12 protein-coding genes are annotated in these 16,236 nt (G+C 71.8%); 4 read left to right on the forward strand and 8 right to left on the reverse strand.

The window, feature by feature from the left end:
* Positions 1–10: 10 nt before the first annotated feature.
* The 3 genes from OAW74_RS07080 to OAW74_RS07090 are packed head-to-tail and all read right to left on the reverse strand — an operon-like array spanning position 11 to position 2,293.
* Positions 11–946 (reverse strand): CPBP family intramembrane glutamic endopeptidase, encoded by a 936-nt coding sequence (locus tag OAW74_RS07080; protein ID WP_262873598.1) that lies wholly within the window; start codon positions 944–946, stop codon positions 11–13.
* On the reverse strand, positions 943–1,947 hold the full coding sequence (locus tag OAW74_RS07085; RefSeq protein WP_262873599.1) for a DUF1648 domain-containing protein: 1,005 nt from the start codon (positions 1,945–1,947) through the stop codon (positions 943–945). The genes OAW74_RS07080 and OAW74_RS07085 overlap by 4 nt, the downstream gene beginning before the upstream one ends.
* Positions 1,937–2,293 carry a GntR family transcriptional regulator gene (locus OAW74_RS07090; RefSeq protein ID WP_262873600.1) on the reverse strand — a complete coding sequence of 119 codons (357 nt, stop codon included), beginning with the start codon at positions 2,291–2,293 and terminating at the stop codon, positions 1,937–1,939. Before OAW74_RS07090 ends, OAW74_RS07085 begins: the two co-directional genes overlap by 11 nt.
* Positions 2,294–2,379: 86 nt before the next feature.
* On the opposite strand from OAW74_RS07090, the gene OAW74_RS07095 reads away from it, so the two are divergent.
* Positions 2,380–2,862: a DUF4442 domain-containing protein gene (locus OAW74_RS07095; protein ID WP_262873601.1), complete on the forward strand. Its 483-nt coding sequence runs from the start codon at positions 2,380–2,382 to the stop codon at positions 2,860–2,862.
* Here OAW74_RS07095 and hisS read toward each other — a convergent pair.
* From hisS to OAW74_RS07110, 3 genes are read right to left on the reverse strand one after another with little or no spacing between them, the layout of a single operon-like run.
* On the reverse strand, positions 2,846–4,111 hold the full coding sequence (gene hisS / locus OAW74_RS07100; protein WP_262873947.1) for a histidine--tRNA ligase: 1,266 nt from the start codon (positions 4,109–4,111) through the stop codon (positions 2,846–2,848). The two genes, OAW74_RS07095 and hisS, sit on opposite strands and share 17 nt — an antisense overlap.
* Positions 4,112–4,142: 31 nt before the next feature.
* Entirely contained in the window at positions 4,143–4,883 is a 741-nt protein-coding gene (locus OAW74_RS07105) for a MazG family protein (protein WP_262873602.1), read from the reverse strand.
* Positions 4,880–6,013 (reverse strand): Na+/H+ antiporter NhaA, encoded by a 1,134-nt coding sequence (locus OAW74_RS07110; protein ID WP_262873603.1) that lies wholly within the window; start codon positions 6,011–6,013, stop codon positions 4,880–4,882. Before OAW74_RS07110 ends, OAW74_RS07105 begins: the two co-directional genes overlap by 4 nt.
* 111 nt (positions 6,014–6,124) lie before the next feature.
* Between OAW74_RS07110 and OAW74_RS07115 the strand changes: the two genes are divergently transcribed.
* The gene (locus tag OAW74_RS07115; protein ID WP_262873604.1) at positions 6,125–8,797 is read left to right on the forward strand and encodes a phosphoenolpyruvate carboxylase; all 2,673 of its coding nucleotides are present in this window, start codon (positions 6,125–6,127) and stop codon (positions 8,795–8,797) included.
* A gap of 93 nt (positions 8,798–8,890) precedes the next feature.
* Here OAW74_RS07115 and OAW74_RS07120 read toward each other — a convergent pair whose 3' ends face one another.
* On the reverse strand, positions 8,891–9,490 hold the full coding sequence (locus tag OAW74_RS07120; RefSeq protein ID WP_262873605.1) for a gamma carbonic anhydrase family protein: 600 nt from the start codon (positions 9,488–9,490) through the stop codon (positions 8,891–8,893).
* Between the two features lie 98 nt (positions 9,491–9,588).
* Here OAW74_RS07120 and gdhA point away from each other — a divergent pair, with 98 nt between their 5' ends.
* The gene (gene gdhA / locus OAW74_RS07125; protein WP_262873606.1) at positions 9,589–10,947 is read left to right on the forward strand and encodes an NADP-specific glutamate dehydrogenase; all 1,359 of its coding nucleotides are present in this window, start codon (positions 9,589–9,591) and stop codon (positions 10,945–10,947) included.
* A gap of 34 nt (positions 10,948–10,981) precedes the next feature.
* Positions 10,982–12,415: a basic amino acid/polyamine antiporter gene (locus OAW74_RS07130; RefSeq protein ID WP_262873607.1), complete on the forward strand. Its 1,434-nt coding sequence runs from the start codon at positions 10,982–10,984 to the stop codon at positions 12,413–12,415.
* A 207-nt stretch (positions 12,416–12,622) separates the two neighbouring features.
* Here OAW74_RS07130 and mfd read toward each other — a convergent pair whose 3' ends face one another.
* On the reverse strand, positions 12,623–16,231 hold the full coding sequence (gene mfd / locus OAW74_RS07135) for a transcription-repair coupling factor (RefSeq protein WP_262873608.1): 3,609 nt from the start codon (positions 16,229–16,231) through the stop codon (positions 12,623–12,625).
* Positions 16,232–16,236: the final 5 nt, after the last annotated feature.

Below are 16,236 nucleotides of genomic sequence, written 5' to 3' on the forward strand. Positions count from 1 at the left end.
CACCCAACCGCTACCGCCCTCGGGACTGCAACGGGGCAGGAGCGAGAACGCTCGGGCGGAACTGCCCGCACAGCGCCAGCACCGCGACCACGACACCCAGCACCGCCCACGACAGCACGCCGAGCGGGCCGACGACGGCCAGATCGGGCTGCTCGCCGGCTGCGGCCAGCAACACGATCAGACCGCCCACGGCGTTCAGCGAGCCGTGTGCGAGCGCGGCGGGCCACACCGAGGCACTGCGCAGCCGCATCCATCCCAGCAGCACTCCCCACGCGACGCAGCCGCCCACCATGAGCAGCAGCCCCCACACGTCGGGGCGCGCGAAGTTGTAGCCGAGCAGGATGACCGGCGCGTGCCACAGCCCCCAGATCGCACCCGTGATCAGCAGTGCCGGCCACACCCCGAGCGGCCGCAGCGCCGGCAGCAGCCACCCGCGCCACCCGATCTCTTCGCCTGCGGCCGGGATGAGGTTGACGACGGCCCCCACCGGGACCAGAAGCAGCTGCAGCCCCACGAGCACCTCGACGGGCGGGAGCGGCGTGCCGGCCGGCACCGCGGCAGCGAGGGTCTGGGCGAAACCCGAGAAGCCGACGAGGTCAAGCCGCACGATCCCCAGAGCACCGGCGAGCAGTGCCACCGCCGCGACGATCAGGATCGGCGCCACGAGGGCGATCGCCATCATCGCGACTAAGCGGCCCGTCGGCCGCAGCGGCCAGATGCCCAACCACCGCCGTCGATCCGTGGCGGGAACGCGCATCGCGAGGACCACCAGCAGGGTCGCCAGCGTCGGCGTGAACATCATCGCCGGCAGCAGCACGACGGCCCACGGGTTCGCCAGTCCGCCGTCGAGCCACAGCGGGAGCGCAGCCAGCCAGGCGAGCGCCATGGCCGTGAGCGAGAACACCGCCACCGCCCGCACATCCACACCGGGGCGCGGGGCGCTCAACGCAGGCTCCCCGCGCGCTCGGCGAGGGCAGACAGCAGCGCGGCGCCGGTTGCCGCGTCATCGACGGTCACGACGAAGCGCCTGCCGCTGCGGCGGGTCACTTCGATCGCCTCGCCGGTGCGCAGCACGATGCCGAAGCGGCCCGGCGCCGAGCGCAGGCCCCAGCCGCCGAACTCGCCCATCGGGTTCACCTGCGAGACGCCGACCTCGACGATGTCGGAGAGCCCCACGCGGAACCGCGGCAGACCCGCGATCGAGGTGACGGTGAGGCCATCGGCATCCACCCGCACGTGGAAGACGACCGTCGTCGCCGCCAGCGCGACCATGACCAGGGCGAGGATGCTGATGAGCACGGCCGCGCCCAGCGGTGCGCCGAAGATCCACATCGCGATCGCCACGAGCACGAGCACGGCGCACGCGGCGGCGATGGCGATCGACGCAGCCCGCGACAGCGCCGCCGTGCCGAGCCACACGGCACGCTCCCCCGGCGCGAGGACCAGCGGGTCGACGGCGGCTCCGCGGTGCTGCGGCTGCTCCTTGGGCTGCAGGAACCACGCGCCGACGCCGGCGAGCACCGCCAGTGCGATCGACACGACGCCGGGCACGAGGATCGACCCCGCGGAAGCCGCATCGTCGAGGCCCACTTGGACGACGAGCATCCAGGTGAGCAGCACCACCCCGAGCACCGAGGTGCCGGCGGCGACGGCTCCCATGAGCCGGTAGCTGCCGCCCCGGTCGCCTCGGCGCAGGCCCGCGACGGAGGTCAGGGCGATTCCGAGCGGGATGCCGAGACCGATCACGACGGTCACCACCGGCTGCAGCCACGCCGGCCCGAACGCGTCGGGGGCGCCGCTGACGCCCCAGTGGATCGCGATCGGCGACGGCACCAGCGGCAGCGCGATGAGCTGCACGATGACGGCCGCGACGGTGAGCACGATCGGCAGTGCGATCGCGACGAGCACGAAACGGCGGACGGCGAGCGGTGGGCGCTCAGCGGTCATGGGAGGTCTCCTTCACGAGTGAGGCGAGGGCTTCGGGCGAGAGCCCGGCCTCGCGGGCCTTGCGGACGAGTGCGGCCACGTCGTCGCGCAGCGCGGCGAGCGGGGCCGCGGCATCGGTCACGACGGCCCCGCGCCCCCGCCGCATGTCGACAAGGCCCTCGTCTCGCAGCTCCTGATAGGCGCGCAGCACCGTGTGCAGGTTGACGCCGAGGCCGTCGGCGACCTCGCGGGCGGCCGGAAGCCGGTCACCCGCACGCAGCCGTCCGGCTGCGGCGTCGGCGCGCACCGATGCCGAGATCTGGGCGAACAGCGGCACGTCGCTGTTCGGATCGACTCTCAAGAGCATGCGTCTATTCTATAACAACTAGAACAGTTGTAGGGATCGCACGAGCGAAGTGCGCAGCATCCGTCGCATCGGGCACACTCTCGCGCATGCGCATCACGCCCCGACGCCTCGCCATCGGCATGAGCCTGTGGATCCCGAACCTGTTCAGCGGCATCCGCGTGCGGCGGTTCGCCGACGACTGGACCACCGCCGACGTCGAGCTGCACGTCAACGTCTTCACTCGCAACTACGTCAAGACCGCGTTCGGCGGGTCGATGTCGGCGATGACCGACCCGTACTTCTTCATGCTCGTGATGCACCAGCTCGGCCGCGACCACGTCGTGTGGGACACGCGGGGCGAGATCGAGTTCGTCAAGCCCGGCCGAGGTGTGCTGCGCGCGCACTTCGCGGTGCCGCGGGAGAAGGCCGACGAGCTGCGCGAGCGGGCGCGCGGCGGCGCGAAGGTGCTCGAGTGGTTCGAGACAGACATCGTCGATGCCGCAGGCGACGTGGTCGCCCGGGTGCGCCGAGAGGTCTACGTGCGCGAGAAGAAGCGCGTGACTGAAGCCGGCATCAGCTCAGCGGCTTGAACTCCAGGCCGTCGGCCACAGCCCCGGCCGAGACCGTCGCGAACGACGTGTAGCCGTCGGCGGCGGCGCGCTCGAGCAGCCCCTTGAGGTTCTTCGGACGCTGCTCAAGCCGCACGCGGGCGCCGCCGGCGACGACGGCCGACTTCAGCGCGAGCAGTTCGCCGAGCGGCAGGTCGCGGTCGTGCACGAGCACGACGGCGGGCGCGGCATCCGGCTCCGCCGCCGCCACGAGGTCGACGAGCCGCTCGAAGCCGATCGAGAAGCCGACCGCCGGCACCTCCTGCCCGAGGAACCGCCCGATCATGCCGTCGTACCGGCCGCCGCCGCCGAGCGAATACGGCACGCTCGGGTGCGCGATCTCGTAGATCGTGCCGGTGTAGTAGCCCATGCCGCGCACGAGGAAGGGGTCGAAGACGAGGGGCACTCCCCCGGCCTCGCCGCCGGGCCGCGCGGCTGCGACCGCCTCGCCGAGCGCGACCAGGTGCGCCACGACGTCGTCGGGCGCCCCCTCCGGCAGCGCCTTGCGGATCTGCCCCTCGCCGTACGGTCGGTACTCGAGGGTCTGCGGACGGCGGAGGAACGCGCCGAACGCATCGACGGCGGATGCCGTGGCCCCGCGCTCCGCGAGCTCGGCGACCACCCCCTCTGCGCCGATCTTGTCGAGCTTGTCGATCGTGATGAGCACGCCCGGCTTCTCGTCATCCGAGAAGCCGAAGCTCGCCAGCATCCAGTCGAGTGCCCTGCGGTCGTTGATGCGCACGGTCGCGCCGTCGAGCCCGAGGGCGTCGAGGGTGTCGAGGGTCGCCGTGATGAGCTCGGCCTCTGCACGCGACGAGCCGTCGCCGATGATGTCGATGTCGCACTGCACGAACTGGCGGTAGCGGCCCTTCTGCGGGCGCTCGGCGCGCCAGACCGGCGCGATCTGCACGGCGCGGAAGACGGCCGGCAGCTCGGAGCGGTGACTCGCGTAGAAGCGCGCGAGCGGCACCGTGAGGTCGTAGCGCAGACCGAGGTCGCTGAGGGCCGCCGGGTCGTCGGCCGCGGCGCGGATCGCGTCGGCGTCGAGCCCGCGCCGCAGCAGGTTGAAGGCGAGCTTCTCGTTGTCGCCGCCGATGCCGGCGTGCAGGCGTTCGTAGTCCTCGACGACCGGGGTCTCGATCTCGTCGAAGCCGTGCGCGCGATAGCGCTCGCGGATGACGGCGAGCACGCGCTCTCGGCGGGCCTTGTCTGCGGGCAGGAAGTCGCGCATGCCGCGCGGCGGGTTCACGGTGGGCACGGCTCTATTGTCCCTGTTCGGCCGAGCGGATGCTGTCGCGCAGGGCGCGGAGCCGCTCACGCAGGGCCCGCTCGGCGTCCCACCCCTGGGCGCGGGCCGTCGCGACGAGCTCGAGCAGGGCGTCACCGAGCTCTGACTCGCTGGCCGGCTCGGCGACCTCCGATCCGCGAGACTGCATCTGCCCGCCGAGACCGCGGGCGGCCCCCGCATCCTCGTCCGGCGATTGCAGTCTCGCGGTGGCGGCGGGCTCGAGCCCGACCTGGGCGGCCTTCGACAGCAGCTTGTGGGCGAGGGCGAGCGACGGCATCCGCTCGCTCACACCGTCGAGCACGCTCGTGCGCTCGTGCTTCTCGAGCGCCTTCGCCGCGTTCCAGTGCACGAGCACCTCGGCGGGCGTCTCGGCCGTCTCACCGGCGAACACGTGCGGATGCCGGCGCACCATCTTGTCGGTGAGACCCGCGGCGACGTCGTCGATGTCGAAGGGGTCGTCGGGGTCGCGCGAGGCGATCTCGGCGTGGAACAGCACCTGCCACAGCAGGTCGCCGAGCTCTTCCCGGAGGTCGGCGCGCGACCCCTCTTCGACGGCGTCGATGAGCTCTGCGCTCTCTTCGACGAGGTAGGGCACGAGGTCGCGGTGCGTGATCTGCTGGGTCCAGACGCAGTGGTCGCGCACGGCGTGCATCGTCTCGGCGGCGGCGCGCAGGGCGTCGGCGGTCGTCTCGCGCGGGTCGGGCGCCTGGCTCATGCGTCGATCTCCATGCTCCGATGATGCCGTGCCCTCAGCGACACCAGCACGGCTGCCGCGACGAGGGCGACGAGCGAGCCGGCGAGCACGCCGAGGATCGCCTGGTCGCGAAGGCCGGCGTCGGAGGCGAAGGCGAGCCCCGCCAGCAGCAGCGAGACGGTGAACCCGATGCCGCCGAGCGCCCCCGCAGCGGCCAGGTCGCCGAACGCGATGCGCGGTCCGCCGAGGAGGCGCTGCCCGATCCACCCGGCGCCGGCGATGCCGACGAGCTTGCCGATCGGCAGGGCCACCGCGATGCCCCAGAACACCGGCGAGAGTCCGGTGCCGGCGGCGGGGATGACCACGAGCGCGGCGAGGAAGGCGAACAGCGGCAGCACGACGCCGTTGATCCACGGCTCGAGGGTGTGGCGGGCGATCAGGGCGGGGCTCTGCGCCATCGCGAGCCCCAGCACGACGCCGGCGATCGTGGCGTGCACGCCGGAGAGATAGACGAGCACCCACGTCGCCACACCGAGCACGATGAGCGCGACCACCATCCACGGTCGCACCCGCTCGCCCATCACCCGGCTCACGATCGCGAAGCCCGCCGCGGCGAGCAGGGCCAGCAGCAGCATGACGCCGTCGAGGTCGGTGGCGAAGAGCACCGCGATGAACACGATCCCCACGATGTCGTCGAGGATCGCGAGGGCCAGCAGGAACACGCGCACCCCGGAGGGCAGGCCGCGACCGAACACCGCGAGCACGCCGAGGGCGAAGGCGATGTCGGTCGCGGTGGGCACCGGCCACCCCTGCGCGAGTCCGGCAGGAGCGGCGACGGCGAGATACACCGCGATCGGCACCAGCACTCCCCCCGCAGCAGCGATCGCCGGCAGGGCGGCGCGCTTCGGGGAGCGCAGTTCACCCCGTGTGAGCTCGAACTGCAGCTCGACCGACACCGAGAAGAAGAAGATCGCCAGCAGCCCGTCGGAGACCCAGTGGGCGATCGACAGGTCGAGCGGCGCGATGCCGACGTGCACGTGCGACAGATCGATGACAGCCTGCCCGACGGGCGAGTTCGCCACGATCAGGCCGAGGGTCGCTGCCGCCAGCAGCAGCACGGCGGGAAAACGGTCGGAGCGGAGCAGTCTCATGCAGAGCGGCCTTCCAGGGTCGGTGAGCGGACGCCGACCAGACTTCCCGGCACACCTCCCGGCATCGTAGTCCGTCACGAGCACGTAACAGCGCGCCGGTAGCGTGGAGGGATGCGCGAACTCACCCAGACCGAGGCCATCGACCTCGTCGGCCGCTTCGAAGCAGGTCAGGAGATCCCGGCCCGCATGCGCAAAGACGTGCGGATGCTGGGGGCCCTCCTCGGCCGTGTGCTGCGCGAGAGCGGCTCCGCGGGGCTGTACGACGACGTCGAGCGGCTGCGGGCGGCAACCATCCAGGCCTACACCGACGAGACGCCGGAGGCGTTCGAGCGGGCCGCCGCCATCGCCGACGGGTTCACGATCGAGCGCTCCGCCGAGGTCGCCCGCGCCTTCACGTGCTACTTCCACCTCGTCAACCTCGCCGAGGAGCAGCAGCGCGTGCGCGTGCTGCGCGAGCGCGACGGACGCCCCGACCGCGAGGATGCGACCGACTCGGTCGCCGCCGCCTTCGTGCGCCTGTCGGCCGAGGTCGGCGACGAGACGGCGCTGCAGCGCCTGCAGGGGCTGCGGTTCCACCCCGTGTTCACCGCCCACCCGACCGAAGCGCGCCGGCGCGCGGTGTCGTCCAGCATCCGTCGTTTGGCCGCGCTGCTGGGCGAGCACGAGGCGTCGCTGCAGGGCGGCGCCGACCAGCGTCGGGCCGAGCGGCGGATGCTGGAGGAGATCGACACCCTGTGGCGCACGGCGCCGCTGCGGCCAGAGAAGCCGACGCCGGTCGACGAGGTGCGCTCGGTGATGGCGGTCTTCGACGAGACGCTCTACACGGCCGTGCCGCACGTCTATCGGCGTGTCGACGACGCACTGCAGGGTCCCGCTGCGGGCAGCCGCGAACCCGTCGTAAAGCCGTTCGTGCGGATCGGCTCGTGGGTCGGCGGCGATCGCGACGGCAACCCGTTCGTCACGGCGTCGGTGACCCGCACCGCGGCCGCGATCGCGAGCGAGCACGTGCTGCGAGGTCTCGAGAACACCGCGGCGCGCATCGGGCGCACCCTCACCGTCGACGGCGAGAGCACTCCCGCCTCGCCCGAACTGACGGCTCTGCTCGACGACCTGGCGGCGGCAGACCCCGGCGCCGGCACCGCTGCCGCCCAGCGCTCCCCCAACGAGCCGCACCGCGCCGCGCTGCTGCTGATCGGCGCCCGCATCGCCTCGACGCGCGCGGGCGACAGCGAGCACGCGTACACGGACCCCGAGGAGCTGCTGGCGCACCTGCGCACGGTGCAGCAGTCGCTGGCGGCCGCGGGCGCCGGGCGGCAGGCCTACGGCCACCTGCAGCAGCTGGTCTGGCAGGTCGAGACCTACGGGTTCCACCTCACCGAGCTCGAGGTGCGTCAGCATTCCGCCGTGCACGCGCGCGTGCTCGCCGAGCTGGAGGCCGGCACGGCGCGCACCGAGCTGACCGAGGAGGTGCTCGAGGTGTTCCGCACGATCGCGCACCTTCAGGAGGCCCACGGCCCGCGTGCGGCCGGTCGTTACATCGTCTCCTTCACGCAGTCCGCGGCCGACCTCGACGCCGTGCATCTGCTCGCCCGCCACGCGGTCGGCCCCGACGCAACGCCGCCCGTGCTCGACGTCATCCCGCTGTTCGAGACCTTCGCCGACCTGCAGGCCGCGCCGCAGATCCTCGCCGAGGTCATCGGGCACCCCGCGTTCGCGGAACGGCTCGAGGCCACCGGGCGGCGCCTGGAGGTCATGCTCGGCTACTCCGACTCGTCGAAGGACGTCGGTCCCGTCGCCGCCAACCTCGCGCTGTACGAGGCCCAGGCGAGGATCGCGGCCTGGGCCCAGGAGGAGGGCATCGAGCTGACGCTCTTCCACGGCCGCGGCGGTGCGCTCGGCCGCGGCGGCGGCCCCGCCAACTCGGCGGTGCTCGCCCAGCCGCCGCACTCGGTCGACGGTCGGTTCAAGCTCACCGAGCAGGGAGAGGTCATCTTCGCCCGCTACGGCGACCCGGCCATCGCCATGCGCCACATCGACCAGGTCGCCGCGGCGGTGCTGCTGGCCTCATCGCCCACCATCGAGCGCCGCAACCGAGCCGCCGCCGAGCGGTACGCCGACATCGCCGAGGTGATGGACCGCACGTCACGGCAGCGCTTCTTCGATCTCGTCAAGGCACCGGGCTTCGCACCGTGGTTCGCCCGGGTGACCCCCATGGAAGAGATCGGGCTGCTCGCCCTGGGCTCGCGGCCCGCCCGCCGCGGCCTGTCGGTCGAGTCGCTGGAGGATCTTCGGGCGATCCCCTGGGTGTTCGCGTGGACGCAGGCCCGCATCAACCTGGCCGGGTGGTTCGGCCTGGGAACGGCGCTCGAGAGCGTCGGCGACGAAGAGCGGCTCCGGGCCGCCTACGACGATTGGCCGCTGCTGCACACCCTCATCGACAACGTCGCGATGAGCCTCGCCAAGGCCGATGCGCGCATCGCGCGGCGCTACCTCGACCTCGGCGACCGCGCCGACCTCGCCGAGCTCGTGATGGAGGAGATGGAGCTCACCCGCTCGTGGGTGATCCGCCTCACCGGCGGCACGGAGCTGCTCGGCAACAAGCCGGTGCTCCAGCGCGCCGTCAAGATGCGCAGCCCGTACGTCGACGCCCTCTCGCTACTGCAGCTGCGCGCACTCCGATCGCTGCGCGATGCGCCGGAGACGGCCCCCGCCGATCCCGACGTGCAGCGCCTGCTGCTCCTGTCGGTGTCGGGCGTCGCCGCCGGTCTGCAGAACACGGGCTGACCCGCATCCCACCCCGCGACCTGGCACCTGTTGCCGCTCGAACCCGCCCCGAGGCGACCGGAAGTGCCAAGTCGCGGGACACGGGGCGTGCTGTCAGTCGGCGGGGCGGTCGGCGCGGTGCCGGCCGAGGGCAGAGCCGTAGCGCTCGGTGAGCTGCACCATGTAGTCGGGCGCCGAGCGGTCGAGCCCAAACACGTACCCGGGAAAGTCGAGCTCTTCGCGGGCGGCGCCGATCGCCTCGGCCTCGGCGGCGGGCAGCAGCTGCACCGGGTCGCCGATCGCGACCCAACCGAGGGGCACGACGGTGCCCTCGGGAAGCGTCGTGCGCAGATGCACGACGGCGTTGGTGCGCACGAGGCTCCCCCGGCCCACCCGCGCGCCGTTGACGACGCGACTGCCGGTGGCCAGATACACCTCGTCTTCGATCTCGGCGCCCGAGATCGAAGCCATGGGGCCCACCAGCACGTGGTCGCCGATGTGCACGGGGTGCACGGCGCTCGCGCGGATGAGCGCGTTCTCCATGACGATCACGTGCGCGCCGATGCGGATCGGCGACCCCTCGGCGGTGATCACGGCACCGTGCAGGATCTGGCATCCCGCCCCGATCTCGACATCGCCGCTGATGACGGCCGTCGATGCGACGACGGCGTCCGGGTGGATGCGGGGGCTCGCCCCGAGATGTTCGAACCGCACTGTTCCTCCTCGCTGTCAGCGTAATCCCCCTCCGCGACCTGGCTAGAGTGAGGACGTTCTATCCGACGCGTCGCGTCCCCCCAGAGAGCTCCACCCCCATGCCCGACACCCTCGTCGCCCTGCCCGCTTCCGTCTCGACCGTCTTCGACTCGGTCGTCACCCGCAATCCGCACGAGCCGGAGTTCCAGCAGGCGGTCCACGAGGTGCTCCACTCGATCTCCCCGGTGCTCGAGGCGCATCCGCAGTTCGAGGAGGGCGGCATCCTCGAGCGCATGGTCGAGCCCGAGCGGCAGATCATGTTCCGCGTGCCGTGGGTCGACGACGAGGGCACGCTGCAGGTCAACCGCGGCTTCCGCGTGCAGTTCTCGTCGGTGCTCGGCCCGTACAAGGGAGGGCTGCGCTTCCACCCGTCGGTGAACCTCTCGATCGTGAAGTTCCTCGGGTTCGAGCAGATCTTCAAGAACGCGCTCACCGGCCAGGGCATCGGGGGCGCCAAAGGCGGCAGCGATTTCGATCCGCACGGGCGCAGCGACCGCGAGATCATGCGCTTCTGCCAGTCGTTCATGAGCGAGCTGTGGCGTCACCTCGGCGAGCACACCGACGTGCCCGCCGGCGACATCGGCGTCGGCGCCCGTGAGATCGGGTACCTCTTCGGCACCTACCGCAAGATCACCAACCGTCACGAGTCGGGCATGTTCACCGGCAAGGGCGTGCAGTGGGGCGGCGCGGAGGTGCGCACCGAGGCCACCGGCTACGGAGCCGTGTACTTCGCTCAGGAGATGCTCGCCGTCCACGGCCGTTCGCTCAGCGGCACGCGCGTCGGCGTCTCGGGGTCTGGCAACGTCGCGATCTACGCGATCGACAAGGCCTACCAGCTCGGCGCGACGCCGGTGACGGCATCCGATTCGTCGGGCTATGTCGTCGACGACGCGGGCATCGACCTGGCGCTGCTGCGCCGTCTCAAAGAGGTCGAGCGCGAACGCATCTCAGCGTATGTCGCCCACCGCCCTGGCGCGCGCTTCGTCGAGGGCGCCAGGCCCTGGGAGGTCGCCGTCGACGTCGCGATCCCCGCCGCCACCCAGAACGAACTCGACGAGCTCGACGCCCGCACCCTCATCGGCAACGGCGTGCGGGTCGTCGTCGAGGGCGCGAACATGCCGACGACTCCCGGCGCGATCAGCGCACTGCAGCAGGCGGGGGTGCTGTTCGCCCCGGGTAAGGCCGCCAACGCGGGCGGAGTGGCGACCTCGGCGCTCGAGATGAGCCAGAACGCCGCGCGCCAGCGCTGGAGCTTCGCCGACAGCGAGGCCAAGCTGCACGCCATCATGAAGGGCGTGCATGACGCCGCCTTCTCGGCCGCCGAACGCTACGGGCGGCCGGGCGACTACGTCGTGGGCGCGAACGCCGCCGGTTTCGAGCGGGTCGCGCACGCGATGCTCGCCCAGGGCGTCATCTGACCCGGAGGCGGCCCGCTCTGCCATTGTGGAGGGCGTGAGCGCAGACGAGGCGGCGCCGGCCGCGAAGCTGTCGATGCCCACGATGGGCGGGCTCGTCGTGGGCTCGATGGTCGGCGCGGGCGTCTTCTCGCTGCCGGCGCGGTTCGCCGTCGAGACGGGGGTCGCCGGCGCCCTCATCGCGTGGGCGGTCGCCGGCGGCGGCACGTTCCTCCTCGCGCTGGTCTTCCAGCAGCTCGCCGTGCGGCGCCCGCACCTCGACGCCGGCGTCTACGCCTACGCGCGGGCCGGCTTCGGGGAGTACTTCGGGTTCTTCTCGGCGTTCGGCTACTGGGCGAGCGCCTGCGCGGGCAACGTCTTCTACCTCGTGTTCATCATGTCGACGCTCGGCGCCTTCTTCCCCGCGCTCGGGGCGGGCGACACGCCACTGGCGATCGGCATCGCCTCGGTGCTGCTGTGGACGTTCTTCCTGCTGATTCGCGGCGGCGCGCGCCAGGCCGCGGCGATCAACCACGTCGTCACGGTGGCCAAGGTCGTGCCGATCCTCGTGTTCGTCGCGCTGTGCGCGTTCGCCCTCGACCCCGCCGTGTTCGCGGCGAACTGGGGCGGCGGAGCGGATGCCGGATCGCTCCTATCGCAGGTGCAGGGCACGATGCTCGTGACGGTGTTCGTCTTCCTCGGCGTCGAGGGGGCGAGCGTGTACTCCCGCCACGCGAAGCGTCGCCGCGACGTCGGCCGCGCCACGACGCTCGGCTTCCTCAGCGTCTTCGCGATCTTCGCATCGGTGACGATCGTGTCGTACGGCATCCTGCCGCGCGACCAGATCGCCGCGCTGCACCAGCCGTCGATGGCGGGCGTGCTCGAGGCGGTCGTCGGTCCGTGGGGCGGGATGCTGGTGAGCATCGGCCTCATCGTCTCGGTGCTCGGTGCGTACCTGGCGTGGGTGCTGATGGCCGCCGAGGTGCTCCTGGTGGCCGCCCGCGACGGCGACATGCCCCGGTTCCTGCGCGCCGACGACCGCCGAGATGTGCCCACCTCCGCTCTGCTGATGTCGTCGGCCGTGGCGCAGGTGGGCCTGATCGTCGTGCTCTTCTCGGCCGACGCGTTCGATTTCGCCCTCAACCTCACGAGTTCGCTCGTACTGATCCCGTACCTGCTGGCCGCCGGCTACGGCGTGCGCGTCGCAGCGGGCCGGGATGCCGCAGCGCCGGATGAGTCCCGCCGCCCCGGGGCGCTCCTGATCGCCGTCGGGGCGGCCCTGTACGCGGTCTTCCTCCTCGTGGCCGCCGGGGTCACCTATCTGCTGGTCTCGGCACTCATCTACGCCCCCGCGACGGTACTGTTCGCGATGACCAGGCGCGAGGCGGGCCGAAGGGTGTTCTCCCGCCGCGAGGCGGTCGTGTTCGCCGTCGTGCTGGTCGGCGCGGTGGTGGCCATCGTCGCCCTCGCCGCGGACTGGATATCGATCTGAGGCCCGCACCTCGCGTGGGCCTCCGCGCACCTGCGACGTGCGAGACCGGCCGTCCCCTGCGGTCTCAGATCCTGCGGTTGTGCCGCCGCCACCTCACACCTTCTGCGACTGCCCCGTCCGGGCGGTCACAGAACCGGCGCCCACCGCGCGCTGAAGTCGCACGTTGTGCGACCGGGTGGGCGGCTGGGTCGCAGAAGCGGCGCGAGGTTACACCGCGGGCGAGGCCGCGGCATCCTTCGCCGGCCACAGCTGATCGATCAGCTGGCCGACCCATGCGATGAGGTCTGCGTCGCCGACCGGCTCCCCGCCGGCGCTCGGCAGCGGCACGACCAGCGCGTCGCCGCCTGCCAGCAGCTTCGCCTTGGGGTGCAGCCGCTGCAGGCGCACCCGCATCGAGTCGGGCAGGTGCGCCGGGGCGATCCGCAGGTTCGGGCCCATCGCCACGACGTCGGCGAGTCCCGCCTTGGCCGCCCGCCGGCGCAGCCGCGCGACCGCGAGCAGCCCCTCTGTCTCGGCGGGCGGCTCGCCGTAGCGGTCGCGCAGCTCGTCGATGACGAGGTCGATGGCGTCGTCCTTCGCCGAGGCGGATGCTGCGGCAGACAGCTTCTGGTACGCCTCCAGTCGCAGCCGCTCGCTGTCGATGTACTCCTCGGGGATGCGGGCCTGCACGGGCAGCTCGAGCCGCAGCTCGGTGGGTCCCTCGGTGTCCTCGCCGCGGAAGGTGGCCACGGCCTCGCCGATCATGCGCAGATACAGGTCGAAGCCGACCCCGGCGATGTGGCCGGCCTGCTCGGCGCCGAGGAGGTTCCCGGCGCCGCGGATCTCGAGGTCTTTCAGCGCCACCTGCATGCCGCTGCCGAGGTCGTTGTTGACGGCGATGGTCTCGAGCCGGTCGGCGGCGGTCTCGCTCAGGGGCTTGAGGTCGTCGTAGAGGAAGTACGCATACGCCCGCTCACGCCCTCGGCCGACGCGCCCTCGCAGCTGGTGCAGCTGCGAGAGGCCGTACTTGTCGGCGCGGTCGATGATGATCGTGTTGGCGTTGGAGATGTCCAGGCCCGTCTCGATGATCGTCGTCGAGACCAGCACGTCGCTCTTGCGCTCCCAGAAGTCGTCGACGACCTGCTCGAGCTGGTGCTCGCCCATCTTGCCGTGGGCGACGGCGATGCGCGCCTCCGGCACGAGCTCGGCGAGGTCGGCTGCGACGCGCTGGATCGACTGCACGCGATTGTGCACGTAGAACACCTGCCCCTCACGGAGCAGCTCGCGGCGGATCGCGGCGGCGATCTGCTTGTCGTTGCGCGCGCCGACGTACGACAGGATCGGGTGACGGTCCTCTGGCGGCGTCGCGAGGGTCGACATCTCGCGGATGCCGGTCACCGCCATCTCCAGCGTCCGAGGGATGGGCGTCGCGCTCATCGCGAGGATGTCGACGTTGGTCTTGAGCTTCTTCAGCTGGTCCTTGTGCTCGACGCCGAACCGCTGCTCCTCGTCGATGATGAGAAGGCCCAGGTCTTTGAAGATGACCTTCTCGGTGAGGATGCGGTGGGTGCCGATGACGAGGTCGACGGTGCCGTCGGTGAGCCCCGCGAGGGTGTCGGCGGCCTGCTTGTCGGTCTGGAAGCGCGACAGCGGTCGCACCTTCACCGGGAAGCCTGCGAACCGCTCGGTGAAGGTGTCGAGGTGCTGCTTGACCAGCAGCGTCGTCGGCACGAGCATCGCGACCTGCTTGCCGTCCTGGATCGCCTTGAACGCGGCACGCACCGCGACCTCGGTCTTGCCGAACCCCACGTCGCCCGACAGCAGCCGGTCCATCGGGATGGGCTTTTCCATATCGGCCTTGATCTCGTCGATCGTCTGCAGCTGATCGAGGGTCTCCGCGAACGGGAACGCCTCTTCGAGCTCGCGCTGCCACGGGGTGTCGGGGCCGAAGGCGTGCCCCTTGGCAGCCATCCGCGCCGAATAGAGCTTGACGAGCTCCACCGCGATGTCGCGCACGGCCTTCCGTGCCTTGCCCTTGGCGGCCGCCCAGTCGCTGCCGCCCATCTTCGAGAGCACGGGGGCCTCGCCCCCGACGTACTTCGACAGCAGGTCGAGTTGATCTGTGGGAACGAACAGCTTGTCGCCCGGGTAGCCGCGCTTGCTGGGGGCGTACTCGAGCACGAGGTACTCGCGCTTGCTCTTGACGGGATTGCGACCGCCCGACGACACCTCTCGCTGGGTGAGCTCGACGAAGCGCCCGATGCCATGGGTCGCGTGCACGACGACCTCGCCGGGCTTGAGCTGCAGCGGGTCGACGACGTTGCGCCGCCGCGAGGCGAGCTTCTTGACGACGCGCGTGTCGCCGCCGATCGTGCGGCCGTAGAACTCGCTCTCGGTGAGCACCGCGAGCTTCGCCTCCGGCGACTCGAAACCGCGCTCGAGCGTCGCGGCCACGACGTGCACGACGCCCGGCTCGGGGGCCGTGAGCACCTCGTCGACCCGGCGCGCCGCGATGCCGCGCTCGGAGAGCACGTCGCGGGCACGGTCGACCAGGCCTGCGCCCGACGCCGCCACGACGACCCGCCACCCGTCGGCGACGAGCGCACCGACATGGGCGGTGGCCCCGTCGACGTTGCCCTGGAAAGAGGGCACCGCGGTGCCGGGCACACGCACGACGGCCGCGTTCTCGAGCGCCGCATCGATGTCGATGAGGCCGTCGGCCGCCGCATCCGCCTCCCCTGAGTCGAACGCGGAGAGCCCCCACCACACCTGCTCGCGCTCGCGCGCGGCCGCATGCAGGGCGGGAAGCGTCAGGAAGTCGCCCGAGCCGAGGTCGACGGGAGCGCTCGCCCCCGCCGTCGCCGCGCTCCAGGCCGCCTCGAGGAACTCGCGGTTGGTCTCGCCGAGGGTCATGGCGCGCGTCACCGAACGCTCGGGGTCGAGCAGCGCGATCGCACCGCCGACCGGCAGGTAATCGGCCAGCGACACCACACGGTCCACGAGCGCCGGGGTCAGCGACTCCATCCCCTCCACGGGGATGCCCGCCGTCATCTTCTCGAGCATGCCGGCAAGGCCGGGGAAGGCCGCCTTGAGCTGCTCGGCGCGTTCGCGCACGGATGCCGTGAGCAGCAGTTCGCGGGCCGGCACGAGCTCGACGGTGGCCACAGCCTCGGGCAGCGACCGCTGATCGGCGACCGAGAAGGCCCGGATCTGGTCGACCTCGTCGCCGAAGAACTCGACGCGGCAGGGGTGGTCGGCCACGGGAGGGAACACGTCGAGGATGCCGCCGCGCACCGCGAACTCGCCGCGGCGCGAGACCATGTCGACGCGGTGGTAGGCGAGCTCCACAAGGCGCTCGGTCACGGCACGCAGCTCGTGACCCCTGCCGCCGACGGTGAGGGCGAGCGGCTCGACGTCGGCGAGGCCCGCCGCGAGCGGCTGCAGCGCCGCGCGCACCGATGCCGTGACGACCAGGGGCGACGCGGCGTCCCATCGGGCGATGCGCCGCAGCACATCGAGTCGCTGACCGACCGTCTCGGCGCTCGGGCTCAGCCGCTCGTGCGGCAGCGTCTCCCATGCCGGGAAGTGCAGCACCTCGGCGCCGGGCAGCAGCGCCGAAAGAGCAGGGCCCAGGGCATCGGCGCGGCGGCCGGTGGGAGTGATCGCCAGCAGCACGCCCGGCTTGCCGCCTGCGCGCCGCCGCTCGATGAGGGCCGCCAGCAGCGGTGCGTCCAGGCCCTCGACGAGCGAGAAGTCGCCGTCGCGGGATGCCGCGACCACCGCCTCCCGGAACGGTTCAGCCTGCTCGAGGGCGCGCACGATCCCGGGAACTGTCACCGGAC

The organism is Microbacterium fluvii (assembly GCF_025515205.1).
GTDB lineage: Bacteria > Actinomycetota > Actinomycetes > Actinomycetales > Microbacteriaceae > Microbacterium > Microbacterium fluvii.